This window comes from Vibrio sp. 10N.222.46.A1, from assembly GCF_041473595.1.
Taxonomy (GTDB): domain Bacteria; phylum Pseudomonadota; class Gammaproteobacteria; order Enterobacterales; family Vibrionaceae; genus Vibrio; species Vibrio tasmaniensis_A.
Window position 1 is genome coordinate 1 of record NZ_JBFRSN010000807.1, and the last position, 1,353, is coordinate 1,353.

Sequence of the window (1,353 nt, forward strand, 5' to 3'; positions counted from 1 at the left end):
TTCAACAACTGATCAAGTTCGAGAATAAGCGTCAAGCTGATTTCGTAAAAGCACAAACTGAATCAGAAGAAACGGCATCTACCGAAACATTGACGCCATCTTTGGTGGTAGTGAAGGACTCACATTTTGAGCCAACGCTAAAACAGATCCAGAACAAGCACGATGACTTTATCTACGATGCAATAGGTAATGCTGACATCAATGACCTGCTAAAAGAAGTGTCGACTGGTGAACGCTTGTTTACTGTTGCGGACTCGATTGAGCTGTCACTCTCACAACGTTTATACCCAGACGTAGCCTTAGCTTTTGAACTGACAGAAGATCAACCTATCTCTTGGTATTTACAGAAGTCTGAAGATGAAAGCCTTTATGCATTACTGATTGAGTTCTTTGGTAATCTAAAACAGTCTGGTGAACTGGCTTCACTGGAAGAAAAATACATCGGCCATATCGGCACTTTTGATTACGTTGATACTCGTGCATTTATCCGTGCATTGGATAGCAAGCTGCCAAAATGGTCGCCACTATTTCAGAAATATTCTCAAGAATTTGACTGGCGCTTGATTGCCGCTTTAGCATACCAAGAGTCACACTGGAATCCTGTCGCACGCTCTCCAACAGGTGTTCGAGGCATGATGATGCTGACACTGCCTACTGCGAAGAGCGTTGGTGTAACCAATCGTCTCGATCCGAAACAGTCGGTACAAGGCGGTGTTGAATACCTGCGTCGTATCGTGAATCGAGTACCAGATTCAATCACCCAACACGAGAAGATCTGGTTTGCGCTTGCCTCATATAACGTAGGTTACGGGCACATGATGGATGCTCGTCGCTTAACCAAAGCACAAGGCGGTGATCCTGATGCTTGGGGTGATGTGAAAGACAGGCTTCCTCTGCTAAGACAGAAGAAGTACTACAGCAAAACTCGTTACGGGTATGCGCGTGGTGATGAAGCAAGGAATTACGTTGAGAACATTCGCCGTTATTATCAGAGCATTATTGGCCATGTAAATAAGCGTAATAAAGAGGAAGAAGCGAGCCTTGAAGGTTTGGTAGTTATCCCACCTCTAGAGGTATCAGATGCTGAATCAACAATCAGTGAAACTGAATCCGCAGTGAACGACGCTGAGTCTTCCAAATAAAAGAAAAAGAGCAATGCCATTTAGCATTGCTCTTTTTTATTGCATCACGATAAATGACCAAAACAAACAAAACGCCTGCGATATCCAGAGTGTCATATTGCAGTAACAATCGAACTTTATAACGTCACACCATAAGCGACATAATGCTCTGTTGCATTCAGCTCTTAGCCATCACGATAGTGGTTCAGAAAGCCAACGCTAAGTTCGTGGC

The 1,353-nt window shown here is 43.9% G+C and carries 1 protein-coding gene; it reads left to right on the forward strand.

Features of this window, described 5'->3' with window-relative positions; genetic code table 11:
- The coding region (mltF, locus tag AB4496_RS20365; protein ID WP_372131778.1) for a membrane-bound lytic murein transglycosylase MltF at positions 1 to 1,142 on the forward strand (1,142 nt) is incomplete at its 5' end.
- Positions 1,143 to 1,353: the final 211 nt, after the last annotated feature.